Source organism: Candidatus Planktophila sp. (assembly GCF_044232745.1).
Taxonomy (GTDB): domain Bacteria; phylum Actinomycetota; class Actinomycetes; order Nanopelagicales; family Nanopelagicaceae; genus Planktophila.
This window is the reverse complement of sequence record NZ_JBIILI010000020.1, coordinates 1-15,941: the sequence shown is the minus strand read 5'-3', so window position 1 is coordinate 15,941 and position 15,941 is coordinate 1. Positions and strand designations below refer to the sequence as shown.

Here is a 15,941-nt window from a genome sequence, read left to right as displayed (position 1 = left end):
GATATTCATGAGCTGGAGAAATACATGACACCGGAAGAAATTGCGAAAGGCGGTTCCAACTAATGGCGCGCAATATTAAACTTCGCATTTGGCGTGGAGATTCAACTGACGGTGGCCTGAAAGATGTAGTTGTTGAGGCCAACGAGGGTGAAGTAGTCCTGGATGTAATTCACCGCGTGCAAGCAACACAAATGGGTGACCTAGCAGTTCGTTGGAACTGTAAGGCTGGCAAATGTGGATCGTGTTCGATGGAGATCAACGGAAAGCCACGTCTTGCTTGCATGACACAGGTTGCATCATTTGGTGAAGAAGAAACCATCACAGTTACACCACTTCGCGCATTTCCGATCATTAAAGATCTAGTGACAGATGTGTCTTTTAACTACAAAAAAGCAATGGAAATCCCTGCTTATGAGCACCCTAAGGATTTAGCTCCGGGTGAAGCGCGTATGGAGCAGATCGATGTTGAGCGAAGCCAAGAGTTCCGCAAGTGCATCGAATGTTTCTTGTGCCAAGACGTATGCCACGTTGTGCGCGATCACGAGGAAAACAAGAAATCATTTGCTGGCCCTCGCTTCTTTATCCGTATCGCAGAGCTAGATATGCACCCACTTGATATGTTGAAGAATCGCAAAAAGACTGCGCAAGAAGAGCACGGTCTTGGAATGTGTAACATCACCAAGTGCTGTACCGAAGTGTGCCCAGAACACATCAAAATCACCGATAACGCGATTATTCCTATGAAGGAACGTGTTGCAGATATTAAGTACGACCCAGTTCGCTGGTTAGGTACAAAGATCCGCAAGCGCGAAGGTCTATAATTTCTTTATGAAGTTATTGGTCCGCTGGGCCGCGTTAGCACTTTCCTTTTGGGTGGCCACTGCGCTCATTCCCGGAATCGATGTCAAAGGCGGTTTTACAACATATCTTTGGGTTGCCCTGCTCTTCGGTTTACTCAATGCAACCTTAGGCTCGTTGTTAAAGCTCCTAACATTGCCGGCTGTGATATTAACTTTGGGACTTTTCCTTGTAGTTGTTAATGCAGCAATGCTGATGTTGGTTGCACGCTGGAGCGACAAGTTGGATGTTAACAACTTTTGGTCAGCTATTTTTGCGGCAGTTGTAATTTCCCTAGTTACCAGAGTTGTTTCTAGCGTCGGTAAGAAAGCTCTTCCACTCTGAAATCCCTAGCGCTGGTTTCTGCGGGCGGTATCGCTGGAACTTTGGCACGGTACGGAATCGGGGCAATCTTCCCCGATGATCGCCAAGGAACTTTAATCGCAAATGTTGCGGGCGTTGCTTTAGCGTCAGCCTTGTTAGTTTTGATGGAACGTCGTGGAATCAGCCAATTACGCTTACTTTTACTGCCAGGATTCTGCGCAGGATTTACTACCTTTTCAGCAGTCACAGCTCACTCGCTAGAACCAAAAGAAGGCGGAGCTTTATTTCTAGCACTTAATGTATTTCTTTCACTTATTGCAGTAATTGTTGTTTTGCCATTAGCACGTAAATTGATTCCGGTGCGTTCATGAAGCTGGCATTAATTGTTCTAGGTGCAGCAATTGGTGGGCCTATGCGATTTGTTATAGATCAAAAAATCCGTACCTACACAACTAAACCTTACGGAATCTTTACGGTAAACATTGTCGGATCATTTCTTCTTGGTTTTACTTACGGTAGAGCAGAAGCAGGTTTTGATTTGTTTGCAATTGGCTTTGCAGGGGCATTTACAACATGGTCAACATTTATGCTGGATATCTATCTTGCTTATGAATTAAAACGTCATAAAGAAGCAGCAGCAAACCTTGTCATGTCTTTAGGTTTCGGCTTGTTAGCTGCGTGGGTAGGAATACAACTAGCCTAGTTACAAGGAAATTAACGAAGAGATGCCATCCAGGCTTCAATCTCATCTGGGTGATGAGGAATATGCTCGCTTAAGTTAAGGCAACCATCTTCTGTAACAACAACATCATCTTCGATACGGATGCCGATACCGCGGTATTCAGCAGGAAATAGTTCATCATCAGGCTGGATATAAAGACCAGGCTCAACCGTTAAACACATTCCAACTTCCAAAATTCCATCGCGGTACTGCTCTGCGCGTGCATGTGCACAATCATGAACATCCATACCCAACATGTGGCTGACGCCATGCAAAGTCCAGCGCTTATGTAAACCAACGGCTGGATCTAAAATTTCCTCAAGGCTCATTTTTAGAATACCCATATCAATTAATCCTTGTGCCAAAACCGTGTGGCTAGCTTTGTTAATTGCTAAGAACTTTTCACCCGGTTTTACCGCTGCAATTCCAGCTTTTTGGGCCTCGTACACCAGCATGTATAAAGCACGTTGTGCCGGTGTGAATTTTCCAGTGATAGGCAACGTTCTGGTGATATCTGCTGTGTAATACGAATCGACCTCTATGCCGGCATCGACCAACAAGAGATCACCATTTTTGACTGTGCCATCGTTACGCTCCCAGTGCAGTACACATGCATGCGAACCAGCTGCAGCAATTGTGTTGTACCCAAGACCATTTCCTTCTATACGTGAGCGACCAAAGAAAGCCGCCTCAATAACTCGTTCTCCACGTGGTGTTGATATTGCGGCAGGCAGCGCACGAATAACATCATTGAATCCACGATGTGTTGCATCGACAGCCTTTTGCATTTCACGTATTTCGTACTCATCTTTAATCAACCGCGCAACTGAAACAAATTCAACTAATTCAGCATCTCGTGCATGCGCCTTAACCGTCGAATCCACGATCTCATCAAAACCATGAAGAGCGGCAGCCTTACCTCCCTTTAGAAATGCTTCTAATTCATCTATCTTTCGGACTTCAATACCGTAACGCTCCGATGCTTCTTCAGTTGTAAATCTGCGGCCAACCCACAATTCACCATCTCTTACATTTGTATAGAAAGCAGATGTGTCGCGAGTTGATCGCGGATTTATAAAGAGAATTGGCGCGTGGCCTGATCCACTTGGTTCCATCACTAAAACAGCATCAGGATTTGCTTCCACACCCTGCGCACCGGTGTAGTAAGCAAAAGCAGTGTGCGGACGATACAAATAAAATGAGTCATTACTACGTTGTTTTGCTGCCCCACTTGGAAGAACTAAACGCAATCCCGTAAATGCCGCAGATAACTTCTCGCGTCGGTCGATGCAATGGGCAATAACCTCATCTTGATGAATTCCAGTTAAAGGTGTTGGCGCCCATCCAGTTTTCATGAACTCGCCAAACATTTCGGAGGGCGCAACATCATAAACGCGCTTAGCGCCTGTGTTTATAGCTTTATCTGAATTCTCCATATATCTAGCCTACAAGGCGGGAGTAGCGGAGCCTATTGATTGCGGTAAACTTCACCCGTACAAGGAGACGTCGCATAGCCCGGTCGAGTGCGCCTCACTGCTAACGAGGTAAGGTGTTAAAGCCTTCAGGAGTTCAAATCTCCTCGTCTCCGCAGACTTATTTAACAGTAAATTTTTTGTCATCTTTAGCGAATAAGGACCCATCCTCAGCCGAGTATTCAAGAGTTTGAATTGTGTATTCACCAGCTTTTAGATCTTCAAAGGAAATACTCCAGTCACCGCGATCTGGACAACCAGATGTAGCGGTTGTGAAACCCTCTTTAACAACTGTCTCACCTTGCAGTAGCTTCCACACGACATTTGCTTCAAAGGTACAAGCCTGTCCAGAGACAGTAAGTGGAGCGGTTAATGCTGCACCTTCATTTAAGGATAAAATCTGAATTGGGTTCAAGACCTCGTAACCAATTGCACGTGCAAACTGAGCAGTTGTATCGACATGGCCTGCAAAGGATTCAACGGTCTTTCCATTTACTGTGAAAGCAACAGACTTAACGGCAGGAGCAAGAGAGGTCAGAGTCCAAACAATTTGATCGATTGCGCGCTGTTCTGCTTCAGCACCAACATTCAAGGAAATCGCGCCTAGGTCAACGGTGGCAACTGACCCATTAACAGTTACAGAGTTAACGGTGTTGGTTGCGCCCCAAAGGTTTGTGTAATCAGGATCTAACGGCGCAACTTTTCCAGAAACAAGATCTGAAAGTACTTGCAGATTCATATCATCGAAGGAAGCAAATGAACGTTCTTCAGAGAAAAGTTTTAAACCGCGAGGAGTATCTGCTACAAAATAAAGTTTTACCGGCAAGCCATCTTCCCAAAGCTTCTCAGGTGTGTTTTGAGAGCAACCCGTCAACAGCAATAAAGAGGCTATAAGCAGCGCGATTCTTTTCATAAATAGACGATAACACGCCTGCCTTAAACTGAGCCGATAGAGTTACCTCATTGAACCAGACGATCTAGGAGCGGTTTTGTCGAACTATAAGGTTGTAATTGTGGGTGCGGGACCGGCTGGGTACTTTGCCGCGCAAGCTTTGCAAAACCTTGCTAACGATGATCGTGCTTTTGCAATCGACATGATCGAACGCCTTCCAACACCATGGGGCTTAGTTCGAAGCGGTGTTGCACCTGATCATCCAAAGATCAAAACAGTGTCAAAGGTTTTTGAGAAAATTGCAGCACATGAAAACTTTAGATTGTTTGCAAATGTTGAAATTGGTAGCGATATTTCTATTGCCCAGCTGCAAGAAAAGTATGACGCCGTCATCATCGCTACGGGATCTTCTTACGGTAAAACCTTAGGTATACCTGGTGAAAACCTGCGTGGTTCACTATCTGCGGCCACCTTCGTGCCTTGGTACAACGCGCACCCTGATTTTGTCGGCGTGGATACTCCGCTAGATGCAGATACCGCAGTTGTTATTGGTGCCGGAAATGTTGCAATGGATGTTGCACGCATGTTGGCGCTAGAACCAAGTGAGCTAGACCCAACCGACACAGCAGATCATGCAATCGATGCCTTCAAGAACAGCAATATTCGCAAGGTGTATATCAGTGCTCGGCGTGGGCCAGAACATGCAGCATTTACGTCACCTGAATTGCGCGAACTTCCGAAGTTGGAACATACAAATGTAATTATGGACAAGAGCGATATTGAAGCGGCGATAGTGCGCGCAGGGGATGAGCCTGAAAAAGATGTGAAGAGTAATTTGGATGCGATGTTATTAATCGCTGAAAATCCAAAACACGAACACGAACGCACAATGCAATTCCTTTTCCAGCACACACCAAAGGAAATCCTTGGCACAGATAGGGTCGAAGGTGTTGTGTACTCAACCCCTAACGGCGATGTGACTATTAAGTGCGGCCTTGTTATTACAGCGATTGGCTATCAGGCACACGGTATCGACGGCGTCCCCTATGAAAATGGCAAGGTTGTAAATAACGATGGCCGAGTAAATGAGAATCTGTATGTTGTTGGTTGGGCAAAGCGCGGGCCATCAGGGGTAATTGGTACGAATAAATCAGATGCAGCAGCAGTTATGCAGTTACTTGTTGAAGATCTAAAAAGCCCCAAAGGTGCGGGCGATATTTCAGAGCTACTAACCCATCAGGTTGTTGTTTCACAGCATCATTGGCAAAAGATCAATGAAGCCGAAGTTGCAGCCGGTGAAGCAAAGGGTAAACCTCGGGTTAAGAGTGTGGACCGCACAGAGCTGTTAAAGCAGGCAGGGTTCTAGCTTTTTACCCTCTCGCAACCATTTCGTAACCTAAAAACATGCAAAGCGAAATCTTTGTATAAATAGGATGCACCTATGAATAAAACCCTCTCATCACGCAAAATCTTTAGCCTGGGTTCACTTACCCTGGCTACATCGCTACTAGTTTCATTACTAGTGCCATCAGCGCAGGCAAACACATATTCATTGCCTAACGCTCCGACAAATGTCACTTCATATATTGGCGCAAGTGGCGTCGTTGTTCGCTGGGTAGCAGGTGCAGAAGTTGCACCAGGTGTTATCGGGCACGTTGTTTCTGCTGGTGCGGGTTCATGCCCAATCTTTGTTCCAATCAGAAATAACTCTGTCGTAACAATGCCAGTTGTTGAAGGACAGCCAGCAGGTACACCTGTTGTGCAAGCTGTGAATGCATATGGTTTTTCTAAGCCAACTGCATCTAAGAAAAGCTACACAGCTGCAGAGTTAGCAACTGTTGGAAGTTCAGCCAACAAGGCCCTTCAGGTTCTACAGCTAAGCGACCTACACGGTGCTATTGAAGGCACATCATTTGGAGCCGCACTTCTAACTAGCAATTGGGCTGCAGATCGCGCCGCAAATAAAGCAACAATCGCAGTTTCATCTGGTGACAACATCGGTGCAGCACCTCCAATCTCAACAGAGTTTGAAGAGTTGCCAACAATTGAAGCATTGAATGCGATGAAGCTAGATGCATCAGTCTTTGGAAACCATGAACACGATCGCAATATTGATCACCTCAACAAGATGATTGGTGCATCTGATTTTCAGTGGGTAGTTTCTAACTACAGCGATGGCGCACTAGATGCTCTGAAGTCAGGCACAAAGCAAGCTAAGAATTACACAATCATCAATCGCGGTGGTCTAAAGATCGGTGTAGTTGGATCTAATACACCAGAGACAATCGAGCAGGTATTTCCTGGCAACCTTGATTACAAAGATGCAGCAGGAGCCAAGAAAACAATCACAATTAACCCAGGCGTAGTCGGAATTAATGCGGCGATCGCTGAGGCGAAGGCAGCTGGTGCTGATGTTGTTATCGCAATGATCCACCAAGGTTGGTTGGAAAACGCAGATGGCGTTGCAAAGGGACTGTTTAACTCTCTTGCCTCACAAATCAAGGGTGCTGCAGCAATTTATGGTGGTCACAGCCACCAGACTTTTGCATCAGTAATCCCAGGCGGACCACGTGTTGCACCAACTGTTCTAGGACAGGTTCGTAACGCGGGTGTTGAATACACACGTACACAGATTTGTATCAAGTCTGGAAAAGTTGTTGGTCAGTCAATCCAGCATGTGTTGAAAGCTGCGTCAGCAACTATTAATACAAGTGTTGCATCTACTGTTTCAACTGCAGATGTAGCAACTGCTGCAATGGTTAAGAAGTACAAGGATCAACTATCTGCAAAACTTGATGTAAAGATCGGTCAAGTTTCAGGAGTATTCCCACGTGGTGGATCACCAGCGGTAGAACGTTCAGGCGAAACACCAATGGGTAGCTACATCGCAGACTTGATGCGTGCTAAGTACAAGACAGACTTTGCAATTCAGAATGGTGGCGGTATCCGCGATACATTCCCTGCGAAGACTTACATACCGGCCAATACAGCACTCGTGCGTACAGGTACTGGCCCACTTGATGTAACACTTGGTGATGCATTCACTGTGTTCCCATTTGGTAACCAGATCGCAACAACAGTTGTTACAGGTGCAAATCTTTGGAAGGCACTTGAAAACAGTGTCGGTGGCAATTATCCAGGTGATGGTCGCTTCGCACAGGTCTCAGGACTCAAGTATTCATTTGATGCATCAAAGCCAATTGGAAGCAGAATTGTTTCTGTTACAAAGCTTGATGGAACAGAAATCGCAAAGGATTCAAAGGAGTACACACTTACTACTCTTGACTTCCTAATCTACGGTGGCGATGGATATGTAAATGTATTCTCACCAGCACAAGCCAAGGTAAAGGGTGCGCTACTAGATGTATTTGTAGATGCACTTAAGGCGGACATGGCCGCAGGAAAGGTAACTCAAGTTCCTGCAGCAGATGGTCGTATTAAAAAAGTTGGCTAATAGTTAAGTAATCACACAAAGGGCGTCCGATGATTCGGGCGCCCTTTGTTGTGCTTCAATTAGATTTACGCCTAAAAACCCTTGATTTATAAGGGCTTTAAAGCATTTGGGTGCTGCATAAAAAGCAGGTACTATTGCACTTCACAAATAAATAAGCGTGCGTAGCTCAACGGATAGAGCATCTGACTACGGATCAGAAGGTTAGGGGTTCGAATCCCTTCGCGCGCACAAGTTAAGCTCTCGGTGCCTTTCACACCGGGGGCTTTTCTTCTTTTTACAGGTGAAGTTTAGGGATGAGATACCTAAATTTCATCATTTTTACTGGCCTTGCAATCACCCTCGCCCTACCGTTTGTACCTCACCCTAGATCCCAATAAAGAGGTAAACGTGGCTTTTGGTTTCGCTCTTAGTAAGCGGTCAATCAATCGTTTTGTTTCGCTTCTACTTGCTTTCTCCTTGATTGGTGTTGGTGCGTTAATACCAACCCCATCTCAGGCTGCTGCAACCTTCACGCTAACTGGCACAGTTACACCAAGCACTGGTAGTACCGCCGGGGGAACTGCAATAGTTATTGGAGTTTCAGGTATAAATGGCGGAACCACCACGGTCTCTATTGGTGGAAATGCCTGCAAAAGCATTGCGCTGTATTCAACACAAATTAATTGCACAACACCTGCTGGAACCGTAGGTCAAAAAGATATTGTTGTTACGCAGTCATCAGGTTCGGTTACCTTAACAAACGGATTTACTTACGCAGCCCCACCAACCGTAACTGGTGTTGCGCCAAATTCAGGCAATGGTGCTGGCGGAACATCAGTAACCATAACCGGAAGCAATTTTGTTTCTGGAGCTACTGTCACTATTGGTGGCAGTACATGCACATCTGTGGTCTTCGTTTCTTCAACTTCATTGACCTGTAGAACTGGAACAGGTTCGGTTGGGGCCGCGAATGTCGTTGTGACTAATCCCAACGCTCTATCGGGCACTTTAACTGGTGGTTTTAACTTTACTCATGCGATTTCTTCTGTCTCGCCGGCTAGTGGGACTACAGACGGTGGGACGCTCATAACCATTAACGGATCGAGTTTTTCTGGAACATACACAGTAACAATTGGTGGAAACGCCTGTGTTTCTCCAAGCCTCAATGGCGGCAGTCAAATTCGCTGTACGACTCCTGCGGGGACAGCTGGAGCCAAAGACGTGGTTGTCACTAAAGGTGGAATTTCATCAACACTATCTTCCTCTTTCACTTATGCAGTGCCTCCAACTTTATTAAGCGTTTCTCCAACATTTGGAACAACAGTTGGGGGAACATCAATAACTCTAACTGGAACTGACTTTGTCTCTGGTGCAACGGTAACTATCGGAGGTTCCACTTGTACTTCCGTTGTATTTAATTCATCAACATCAATATCATGTCTAACACCTGCGAAGTCCAGAGGAGCTTCTAACATAGTTTTAACCAACCCAAGCACATTAGCAAGCACACTAAGCGGGGGTTTTACATATATCGGTGTTCCTTCGGGTGTATCAAATTCAACTTCATGCAGCGGATCAAATGCAACCGTAACCTTCTCGGCTTCGAATAATGGAGGAGAGATAACAAGCTGGGAATATTCATACGATGGTGTTAATTTTGCGGTCATACCGGGTGCATCTGGCAACAGCGGTTCTTACGCAGTAACTAGTTGGTATTCATCACAATTTGCCCCATATACGAGAGCAAGAAACTCTTCAGGAGTAAGTCTTGCGGCACGCAACAGTTCTTGCGGAAGTATTTCAGCTACTCGTTCAATTGCTACGACTGTTGCAACTACTTCTGCACCTACCGGGAGACTAACGACAGGGTTCGCTCTAACATCTCAAGTCGCATTTACGGCACACCCTGTCGCTGTAACGTTGGCATACTCTTGGCAGCGTTGCACGTCAGCAACTTCTCCCTTCAACTGCACGACTATTCCAGGAGCAAATGGTTCTAGTTATGTGCTAACAGCAGACGACACTGGTTTATTTATGAGATCAGTTGTAGTGGGTTCCAGCACAGTTGACGGCGTTACACAATCAACAACAGGCACATCGGATTTAACCACCGAAATCCTTTTAAATACGGATCTAACCGCACCTACTCTTATTGGATTTTCTTCAACGACTTCTAATGGCTCTTATAAGGCTGGTTCGACGATAAACATTACAGCTACATTAAGTGAAGATGTAAACGCTGATGCAGAGATTACTGTCACTTTAGATACTGGTGAAACGGTTGTTCTAACAAGCTCTTCTTTCGGAGCTACACTTGCTGGTTCTTACACAGTTGGTTCTGGAAAAAATAGTGCAGACCTAACGGTGAGTTCATATGTGCTCACAAATGCACCAAGCGATGAAGTCGGCAACATAATGACTTCTACTACTTTACCAACGGGTGAAAACAATATTGCTGGTGCAAAAGAAATCGTAATTGACACTGCTGCACCGACAATCACTTCACTATCTTCAAGTAGTTTAAACGGAACATTTGGCTTGGGCAGCACCATCACAATCACTGCAACCGCCTCTGAAATTGTCCAAGCCGGTTCAACATTTACCATCACTTTAGAAACAGGTTCAGTTGATCAAACGGTGACCATGACCGCCTCTGCCAACGGAACCGCCTTTACCGGCACGTACACCGTTCAAGCAGGAGATACCTCTGCCGATTTAACTGCAACTGCATTTACTGCGGGCACAGTTGACGATATTGCTGGAAATGCGATGACTGCAACAACATTGCCAACGGGTGCAAACAACATCGCTGGTGCAAAAGAAATTGTTATCGATGGCACCGCACCGGTTCTTTCTGCTACAAGCGCATCGTCCCTCGCCTCTACTTCAGCGACACTGAACTTTACCTCCAGCAAAACTGGAAGCTATTACTACCTAATTTATGCAGCATCTGAGCCAGCACCTTCTGCCGCTACCGTTGCAGCGCAAGGAACAGCAGTTGCTAAAGGGACATCATCGGCGTTAGCTAGTGCCAACACAGCAAATGTCACAGGGTTAAGTCCTGGAACTGCATACAAGGCATATGTTGTTGTCAAAGATGCAGCAACTAATAGCTCGACTGTTTCAACCATTGATTTCAGGACAATAGGTGCCACCCCAGATCTTGCAGCTGCCTCTGATCTTGGAGTATCAGACTCAGATAACACCACTGCAGATAACACCCCAACATTTACTGTCAGCGGAAGCTTTGCAGGAACTGCTGTTCTGACTGCAACAAAAGCTGGCTCAACCAGTGTTTCTTGCACACTCTCCTCAGGTAGTTGCACATTAGCAACCCTTGCCAATGGTGAGTGGACCATCTCTGTTACTGACACTGACTCCTTAGGCAACAGCACGACCTCACCGGATTTAACAATTACAGTTGACACAACAGCGCCAACAATTACCGCGATTACATCAAGTAGCACAGACGGCACCTACAAGTTCGGTAGCGCAATAACAATTTCGGCAACCGCATCTAAAATTATCCAAGCTGGTTCGACCTTTACGATTACTTTAGAAACAGGTACTCCAGATCGAATAATTACAATGACCGCCGGTGCAAATGGAACCACCCTTACCGGCACGTACACCGTTCAAGCAGGAGACCTCACTGCTGATTTAACTGCAACTGCATTTACTGCGGGCATAGTTGTGGATGTGGCTGGAAATGCAATGACTGCCACAACATTGCCAACGGGTGCAAACAATATCGCTGGCGCAAAAGCAATTGTCGTCGACGGCGTTGTTCCCTCAGCGACCGTTACAACTGCATCTGTGATCGCACCGGCAACGGCAACTGTGCAAAGTACTAAAGCTGGAACTCTCTACCTGGTTAACACTTCAGTTACAGTTACAGATCTTGCAAGCATCACGGGAGCTGCTTCAACTCTACAAACTTCTAAGGTAGTTACAACCGCATCAACAACCCTTGCTACAACTGGATTAACACCTGGTACCTATAAAGCATATTCAGTAGATGCTGCCGGCAATCTTTCAGCGGCTTCAAGTGGAACTTTGACAGTTACACCTTCTACCCCAACACCTGCCCCTGTCTTAGCAACTGCATCAGATACGGGTTCAACAAATTCTGATAAGACCACCTCTGATAAAACACCTACATTTGATTTAGCAGGTTTGACAGTTGGTGCAACAGTTACGGTGACAGCTACGCCCGCTAGCGGAACACCTGTTACTTGCACATTCACAGCAACTGCTACGACAGGATCATGTACGTTTTCTTCAGAGTTACCAGATGGCACTTATTCAGTACTGGTGAAACAAACAATAAATAGTGTTGATTCAGGCAACTCATCACCGTTAAGTGGTGTTGTTATAGACACTGTTGCACCAACAGCCACCCTTACAACTGCCTCCTTGCTTGTTAGCGGTAATGCTTCTGTTCAGAGCAATCAAGTAGGAACTGCTACTCCAGCAGGCATTTACCTAGTCAATACCGGTATAACTGTTACAGATTTAGCAAGTATTAATACCGCGAATGGTGCGCTCTGGAATTGGGTTGCAATCGCAACAATTAATACAAATACAACTCTTGCACTTACGGGACTAAATGTTGGAACTTATAGAGCTTATGCAGTGGATCTTGCAGGAAATATCTCAGCTGCATCAGCTGGACTAGTTACGTTGACGCCTGCCACCCCATCTGCTCCAGATCTTGCAGCAGCATCAGATACTGGAACATCGGCCACAGATAACACCACAGCAGATAACACCCCAACATTTGATTTAAGCGGCCTGACTGTTGGAGCAACTATCACAGTGACTGCAACTCCAGCCAGCGGTTCGCCCGTTACATGCATCATTACCGCCGCTGCAACAACTGCTTCCTGCACATTCTCACCAGCACTTGCCAACCAGACCTATTCGGTTGCGGTTAAACAAACAATCAATAGTGTTGACTCAACTTCATCAACTGCGCTGACAGGTGTTGTTATTAACGCAACTGCCATTGCCACCCCTGCCACCCCAGATCTTGCAACAGCCTCTGATCTTGGAGTATTGGCCACAGATAACATCACATCAGATAACACCCCAACATTTACTGTCAGCGGAAGCTTTGCAGGAACTGCTGTTTTGACTGCAACAAAAGATGGCTCTACTAGTGTCTCTTGCACACTCTCTGCAGGCAGTTGCACATTAGCCACCCTTGCCAATGGTGATTGGACCATCTCTGTTACCGACACTGACTCCTCTGGCAATAGCGCAACCTCCACAGCGCTAGCAATCACAGTTGATACAACAGCGCCAACAGTTACCGGTGTTACATCTACTACTGCAAATGGAACATATAAAGCAGGAGATGTCATCACCATTGTTGTTGCAACCAGCGAGGTGGCAATAGTTACCGGCACCCCCACATTGACGCTCAACACAACACCAACTAGCCGCAGCGCCACCTATGCATCAGGGTCAGGAACAAATGCTTTAGCTTTCACCTACACAGTTCAAGCAGGAGATACTGCAGCTGATTTGAACTATGCAGCAACAACTTCACTGGCACTCTCTGGTGGAACGATTAAAGATACTGGTGGAAATGTTGCAACCCTGACACTTCCAGCACTTGCCGCAGCAGGCTCCCTTGCTACCAATCAAGCCATTGTCATTGATACAACGGCCCCGACAATTACTGCGATTTCATCTAGTACTGCCAACGCCAGCTACAAAATTGGTGATCTCATTACTATTACTGCAACCGCCTCTGAAATTGTCCAGGCAGGTTCAACATTTACCATCACTTTAGAAACAGGATCAGTTGATCAAACGGTGACGATGACCGCCTCTGCCAATGGAACCGCCTTTACCGGCACCTACACCGTTCAAGCAGGAGATGTCTCATCTGATCTAACTGCATCGTCATTTACTGCAGGGACCGTTGTCGATATTGCAGGAAATGCAATGGTTGCAACAACATTGCCAACTGGTGCAAACAATATTGCTGGTGCAAAAGCAATTGTTGTCGATGGCACCATTCCGGTTCTTTCACTTACTAGCGCATCTGCTCTTGCTACAACTACTGCCACATTAAACTTCACCTCCAGCAAGGCTGGAACCTATTACTACCTTATTTATGCAGCAACTGATGCAGCACCTTCTGCCGCCGCTGTTGCAGCTCAAGGAACGGCAGTTGCTAAAGGGACATCTTCAGCGCTAGCTAGCGCCAACACAGCAAATCTCACAGGGTTAAGCCCTGGAACTGCATACAAGGCATATGTTGTTGTCAAAGATGCAGCAACTAATAGCTCAACTGTTTCAACTATTGATTTCACAACAACAGTTGCCACCCCATCTGCTCCAGATCTTGCAGCAGCATCAGATACTGGAACATCGGCCACAGATAACACCACAGCAGATAACACCCCAACATTTGATTTAAGCGGCCTGACTGTTGGAGCAACTATCACAGTGACTGCAACTCCAGCCAGCGGTTCGCCCGTTACATGCATCATTACCGCCGCTGCAACAACTGCTTCCTGCACATTCTCACCAGCACTTGCCAACCAGACCTATTCGGTTGCGGTTAAACAAACAATCAATAGTGTTGACTCAACTTCATCAACTGCGCTGACAGGTGTTGTTATTAACGCAACTGCCATTGCCACCCCTGCCACCCCAGATCTTGCAACAGCCTCTGATCTTGGAGTATTGGCCACAGATAACATCACATCAGATAACACCCCAACATTTACTGTCAGCGGAAGCTTTGCAGGAACTGCTGTTTTGACTGCAACAAAAGATGGCTCTACTAGTGTCTCTTGCACACTCTCTGCAGGCAGTTGCACATTAGCCACCCTTGCCAATGGTGATTGGACCATCTCTGTTACCGACACTGACTCCTCTGGCAATAGCGCAACCTCCACAGCGCTAGCAATCACAGTTGATACAACAGCGCCAACAGTTACCGGTGTTACATCTACTACTGCAAATGGAACATATAAAGCAGGAGATGTCATCACCATTGTTGTTGCAACCAGCGAGGTGGCAATAGTTACCGGCACCCCCACATTGACGCTCAACACAACACCAACTAGCCGCAGCGCCACCTATGCATCAGGGTCAGGAACAAATGCTTTAGCTTTCACCTACACAGTTCAAGCAGGAGATACTGCAGCTGATTTGAACTATGCAGCAACAACTTCACTGGCACTCTCTGGTGGAACGATTAAAGATACTGGTGGAAATGTTGCAACCCTGACACTTCCAGCACTTGCCGCAGCAGGCTCCCTTGCTACCAATCAGGCCATTGCCATTGATACAACAGCTCCGACTGTGTTGAACGTAAGTGCTAGCAACTCAAATGGATCCTATAAAACAGGAGACACGATTCGTGTCCAAGTAACTTTTAGTGAAGCAGTTCTTGTAACTGGAACTCCACAGATAACTTTAGAAACTGGCAGTACAGATAGAACTGGTAACTACGCATCTGGATCTGGAACCAATACCCTGATTTTTGATTATGTTATTCAAGCCGGCGATTCAACCTCGGATCTTGACTATCTTTCAACATCTGCGTTGGACCTAAATTCTGGAACAATAAATGATGCAGGAGGAAATGCTGCGACGCTTACTCTGGCATCACCTGGCGGAGCAAATTCATTAGGAAACGCGAAGGCGATTCTTGTGGACGCGGTAGGACCAAATGTAACTGGGGTGTCGTCAAGCACCACAAACGGTACTTATAAAGTTGGCGATTCCATTTCTATTCAAGTAACTTTAAGCGAAGCAGCTACTGTTACAGGTACACCGCAATTGACTTTGGAAACAGGCCCAACAGATCGAGTTGTTAATTACGTTTCTGGGTCTGGTACTACATCGCTGACTTTCACTTATGTGGTTCAAGCAGGGGATACATCGTCCGATTTGGATTACTTATCAACATCAGCATTGGCGCTAAATAGCGGCTCAATAAGTGATTCTCTTGGAAACGCAGCGCAGTTAACTCTTCCTGTGCCTGCGGCATCTGGATCAATCGCTGCGAACAAAGCAATTGTTATTGATGGCGTTACACCAACATTGATCAGCAAAGTTCTTGCTGCAGATGGATTGACCCTGACATTGACCTATAGCGAGCCACTATATGCAACAACTGCTGCCACAGGCGCCTATGTGATCGCAGCAAATGCAAGCCCAGTTGCAGTATCTAGCGCCGTTGTTTCAGGCTCAACTGTGGTGCTCACTCTTGCAACAGCTATTGATGAAGGCGCA

General features: G+C 46.2%; 9 protein-coding genes and 2 tRNA genes. 9 read left to right on the top strand and 2 right to left on the bottom strand.

Going from position 1 to position 15,941, the window contains the following annotated elements; translation table 11 throughout:
- Positions 1-62: 62 nt before the first annotated feature.
- The 4 genes from AC9UGD_RS06210 to AC9UGD_RS06195 are packed head-to-tail and all read left to right on the top strand — an operon-like array spanning position 63 to position 1,864.
- Positions 63-821, top strand: a complete 759-nt coding sequence (locus tag AC9UGD_RS06210) for a succinate dehydrogenase/fumarate reductase iron-sulfur subunit (protein ID WP_509571005.1) — start codon at positions 63-65, stop codon at positions 819-821.
- Between the two features lie 7 nt (positions 822-828).
- Entirely contained in the window at positions 829-1,182 is a 354-nt protein-coding gene (locus AC9UGD_RS06205) for a phage holin family protein (RefSeq protein ID WP_509571002.1), read from the top strand.
- Positions 1,179-1,532: a fluoride efflux transporter FluC gene (locus tag AC9UGD_RS06200; protein ID WP_509571008.1), complete on the top strand. Its 354-nt coding sequence runs from the start codon at positions 1,179-1,181 to the stop codon at positions 1,530-1,532. The genes AC9UGD_RS06205 and AC9UGD_RS06200 overlap by 4 nt, the downstream gene beginning before the upstream one ends.
- Positions 1,529-1,864, top strand: a complete 336-nt coding sequence (locus AC9UGD_RS06195; protein WP_509570999.1) for a fluoride efflux transporter FluC — start codon at positions 1,529-1,531, stop codon at positions 1,862-1,864. The genes AC9UGD_RS06200 and AC9UGD_RS06195 overlap by 4 nt, the downstream gene beginning before the upstream one ends.
- A gap of 11 nt (positions 1,865-1,875) precedes the next feature.
- Here the strand turns inward: AC9UGD_RS06195 and AC9UGD_RS06190 are convergent, their stop codons facing one another.
- A complete protein-coding gene (locus AC9UGD_RS06190) occupies positions 1,876-3,318 on the bottom strand; it encodes an aminopeptidase P family protein (protein ID WP_509570996.1) in 1,443 nt (480 codons plus the stop codon).
- A 63-nt stretch (positions 3,319-3,381) separates the two neighbouring features.
- Between AC9UGD_RS06190 and AC9UGD_RS06185 the strand changes: the two genes are divergently transcribed.
- A tRNA-Ser gene (locus AC9UGD_RS06185) sits at positions 3,382-3,470 on the top strand.
- 5 nt (positions 3,471-3,475) lie between these two features.
- Here the strand turns inward: AC9UGD_RS06185 and AC9UGD_RS06180 are convergent.
- Positions 3,476-4,267 carry a GerMN domain-containing protein gene (locus AC9UGD_RS06180; RefSeq protein ID WP_509570993.1) on the bottom strand — a complete coding sequence of 264 codons (792 nt, stop codon included), beginning with the start codon at positions 4,265-4,267 and terminating at the stop codon, positions 3,476-3,478.
- A gap of 76 nt (positions 4,268-4,343) precedes the next feature.
- Here AC9UGD_RS06180 and AC9UGD_RS06175 point away from each other — a divergent pair, with 76 nt between their 5' ends.
- From AC9UGD_RS06175 to AC9UGD_RS06160, 4 genes are all read left to right on the top strand, one after another.
- Positions 4,344-5,612, top strand: a complete 1,269-nt coding sequence (locus tag AC9UGD_RS06175; protein WP_509570990.1) for an FAD-dependent oxidoreductase — start codon at positions 4,344-4,346, stop codon at positions 5,610-5,612.
- Between the two features lie 75 nt (positions 5,613-5,687).
- Positions 5,688-7,700 (top strand): bifunctional metallophosphatase/5'-nucleotidase, encoded by a 2,013-nt coding sequence (locus AC9UGD_RS06170; protein WP_509570987.1) that lies wholly within the window; start codon positions 5,688-5,690, stop codon positions 7,698-7,700.
- Positions 7,701-7,855: 155 nt separating this feature from the next.
- Positions 7,856-7,928: transfer RNA gene (locus AC9UGD_RS06165), tRNA-Arg, on the top strand.
- 159 nt (positions 7,929-8,087) lie between these two features.
- On the top strand, positions 8,088-15,941 hold a 7,854-nt coding region (locus AC9UGD_RS06160), incomplete at its 3' end, for an Ig-like domain-containing protein (RefSeq protein WP_509570985.1).

What these genes read in the sequence shown, in the direction of transcription:
- AC9UGD_RS06190 (WP_509570996.1), bottom strand. Translation starts at nt 3,318, where the DNA reads ATGGAGAATTCAGATAAAGCTATAAACACAGGCGCTAAGCGCGTTTAT.
- AC9UGD_RS06170 (WP_509570987.1), top strand. Translation starts at nt 5,688, where the DNA reads ATGAATAAAACCCTCTCATCACGCAAAATCTTTAGCCTGGGTTCACTT.
- AC9UGD_RS06180 (WP_509570993.1), bottom strand. Translation starts at nt 4,267, where the DNA reads ATGAAAAGAATCGCGCTGCTTATAGCCTCTTTATTGCTGTTGACGGGT.
- AC9UGD_RS06195 (WP_509570999.1), top strand. Translation starts at nt 1,529, where the DNA reads ATGAAGCTGGCATTAATTGTTCTAGGTGCAGCAATTGGTGGGCCTATG.
- AC9UGD_RS06210 (WP_509571005.1), top strand. Translation starts at nt 63, where the DNA reads ATGGCGCGCAATATTAAACTTCGCATTTGGCGTGGAGATTCAACTGAC.
- AC9UGD_RS06205 (WP_509571002.1), top strand. Translation starts at nt 829, where the DNA reads ATGAAGTTATTGGTCCGCTGGGCCGCGTTAGCACTTTCCTTTTGGGTG.